Raw genomic sequence first — 2,871 nt, 5'->3', positions numbered from 1 at the left:
CTGCTGCTGGCGTTCGCGGTGATCTCGCGGCGGGCGAGCTGACGTACTCCTCGGCCTTCTATCCGCTGCTGCTGCGCTGGTCGGGCGAGACGGCCGTGGGGCGGGCGAGCGCGCTGGCCTCCCTCGCGTGGAACCTGGGCACGGCGACCGGGCCGCCGATCGGGCTGTTCGTGGTCGCCCACCTCTCGGCGACGGGCAGCTGGACCGCGCTCGCGGCCGGTGCCGGGGCCGCGTTCGCGGTGGCCGCCGCACTGCACCGGCGCGCGGCGGCCGTCCCTCCCGCGGTCGACCGAAGCGGCTAGGACTTCGGCAGATAGCCGTTGTCGTACGCGTCCTCAGGGGTGACCGTCTTCTCCAACAGCCCCTGGTCGTACATGAAATCGGCCATCCGGGTCCAGGTCTGCGGGTCGTTGACGCCGACCTCGCCCTGCTCCGTCTTCATCATCGGCATCGTGGCCTTGAGGACCGCCATCGCGTTCTTCTTCTGCTTTTCGCCGCGCAGCCCCGGTACGTATTTCTCGCTGAGCTTGATGGTGTCGTCCGGGTTGTCCATCGCGTAGCGCAGCCCGCGCAGCGATGCCGCGACGAACTTCTTCATGTCGTCGCCGCGCTTCTCCAGCACGTCTTTCTTGGCGCCCAGACCGACCCCGACCAGCGGATCACCCTTGTCACCGGTGTCGAGCGTAATCGCCCGGACCTCCTTGCCGGCCTCCTCGAAGGAAATGGCGTCGTTGTTCAGATAGCCCATCACGCCCTCGACCTTGTTTCCGGTCAGGGCCGCCTGCTGGGTGAATCCGATGTTCTGGATCTTGGCCTGCTTCGGGGAAAGTCCGCCCTCCTTGAGAAGGGCGAGCAGACCGAAATACGTCTCGCCGAAGGGGCCGGGCGTCCCGATCTTACGGCCCTTGAGGTCGGCCGGTTTCCTGATGTCGGAGTCCTTGGGCACGATCAGGCCCACGGGGTATTTCTGGTAGAACGTCGCGATGTCCACGACGGGCAGATTCTTGGCGGCGCGCGCCTGGAGCATCTCGTCGCCGCCCGCGTAGACGACGTCCTCCTTGCCCGACGTCAGGGCCCCGAAAAGGTCTTCGGACGCGCCGTGATGACGCAGCGTCACCTTGAGCCCGGCGTCCTTGTAGTAGCCCTTCTCGGCGGCCACGTAGAAGGGCGAGAACTGGATGTTCGGGGTGTAGGTCAGCCCTACGGTGATGTTCTTGCCGCCCTTGCCCTCCGCGTCCTTCGGCTCCTCGGCGCATGAGGTCAGGGTGGCCGCGGCCACCACCGACACGAGAGCCGCCCCCAGAACCCGCTGTCTGAGGGCACCCCTCATGGTCGTCTGCACAGAACGCACGTACTTCTCCTCGCGAATCGACTCGTGAATCGGATGTTCGTGAATCGGATGTTCGTGAATCGGATGCGACCGGTCGCTCACCGGTCAGTCACGCTGTGCGAGCCGCTCGACCAGCCGGACCACGCCGTACAGACCGGCGGCGAGCAGGGCGAGCATGACGAGTGTGGAGAACAGGCCGATGGTGTCGGCCGCCTGGCGCTGCACCGACAGCAGCTGCCCCAGGCCGTCGCCGCCCATGACGAACTCCCCGACGACCGCGCCGGTGATCGAGAGCGTGAGCCCGTTGCGCACCCCGGCGAGGATGCTGGGCAGGGCGAGCGGAAGCTCGATGTACCAGAGCATCCCCCACCACCCCACGCCGTCCACGCGGGCGGCGCCCAGCACCTCGGGGTCCAGGCCGCGCAGCCCCAGCACGGTGTTGACGAGGATGGGGAAGAAGACGAGGAGCGCGCACAGCACCGCGATCGGCAGCAGTCCGTAGCCGAGCCACAGCGCGAGCAGCGGGGCCAGCGCCACCGCGGGCACGGCCTGCGACGCGGCGATGTACGGCTGGAGCGCGGCGGCCGCCAGGTCGCTGCGGGCGATGAGATAGCCGAGCGGCAGCGCCACTCCGATTCCCATACCGCTTCCGGCCAGCGCTTCTCGCACGGTTTCCCAGGTGTAGTCGACAAGGGAATCGTGCAATACCTGGTCGATGAAATACCGGGCCAAGTCCACCGGCCCCGGAAGGTAGAACTCCGCCACCGCTCCGGTACGGGTGACGATGTCCCAGACGAGAAGCAGTGCCAACCCGAATACGAGCGGCGGAAGCACTCCCCGGAACATGACTCCCGTGCGACGCCCGCCGCCGGTCTCGCGGGTCTTATCCACCCGCGGCGGCCGGGGAGAATGCGGCTCGCGCCGCGGCGTCACCGGTTCCGGCTCACCACGCGCAACCGCAGTGGCCGCCGTACCGCTCCCGTACCCCTCACCCATCCCCAAATCCCCTTGTATTACCGGCGGTTGCCAGATCGCGGCACGCCCGCGTGCAACCTATCCCCAGCGCACACCGGTTCACAATGTCGATGGGAAAACGAAACAATTCCGAGGCCGTACTTCCCGCCATGTCCTCAGCGATCCCCGAGAATGCCCAGCTCGGAGGCGCGCGCCCCGGCCTGGAAGCGTGAGTTGGCGTCCAGCAGCTCCAGGATCCCGGTGACATAGCGGCGGTACGTACGCACGGAAATCGCCAGATCGCGGGCGGCCGCCTCATCGGTGACCCCGTCCCGCAGCCGCGCCAGCACCCGCCGCACCATCTCCGTACGGGCGCGGTTGCCGAAGTCGAGCGGGCGCGGGGCGGGGGTGGCGCCCGACCAGATGGAGCGGAACATGCCGTACAGCGAGCCGACCACCACCTGGTCCTCGATGACCGAGGTGTGCCGCCCGTCCGCGGACTCCGTGCACACCAGTGCGGTCCGCCCGTCGGCGATCACGGCCGTGGGCAGGGGCACCGGGGCGATCCTGACCTGTGCGGGGTGCGG

At 68.2% G+C, this 2,871-nt stretch carries 3 protein-coding genes and 1 pseudogene; 1 reads left to right on the top strand and 3 read right to left on the bottom strand.

What is annotated here, in order from left to right; translation table 11 throughout:
- Window positions 1-302, top strand: a pseudogene (locus SSOG_RS27905) (hypothetical protein); the annotation flags it as partial.
- Here SSOG_RS27905 and SSOG_RS27900 read toward each other — a convergent pair.
- From SSOG_RS27900 to SSOG_RS27890, 3 genes are all read right to left on the bottom strand, one after another.
- Complete coding sequence (locus tag SSOG_RS27900) at window positions 299-1,351, bottom strand: ABC transporter substrate-binding protein (RefSeq protein ID WP_106516672.1); 1,053 nt, start codon at window positions 1,349-1,351, stop codon at window positions 299-301. The pseudogene SSOG_RS27905 and the gene SSOG_RS27900 overlap by 4 nt on opposite strands.
- An 84-nt stretch (window positions 1,352-1,435) precedes the next feature.
- A complete protein-coding gene (locus tag SSOG_RS56380; protein WP_245606640.1) occupies window positions 1,436-1,999 on the bottom strand; it encodes an ABC transporter permease in 564 nt (187 codons plus the stop codon).
- A gap of 461 nt (window positions 2,000-2,460) precedes the next feature.
- Window positions 2,461-2,871, bottom strand: a 411-nt coding sequence (locus SSOG_RS27890) for a helix-turn-helix transcriptional regulator (RefSeq protein ID WP_483754810.1), incomplete at its 5' end; no start/stop codon positions are given.

The sequence above is a fragment of the Streptomyces himastatinicus ATCC 53653 genome, assembly GCF_000158915.1.
In the GTDB taxonomy this organism is placed as follows: Bacteria; Actinomycetota; Actinomycetes; order Streptomycetales; family Streptomycetaceae; genus Streptomyces; species Streptomyces himastatinicus.
The sequence above is the reverse complement of the archived record's forward strand: the minus strand, read 5'-3'. Positions and strand labels throughout refer to the sequence as shown.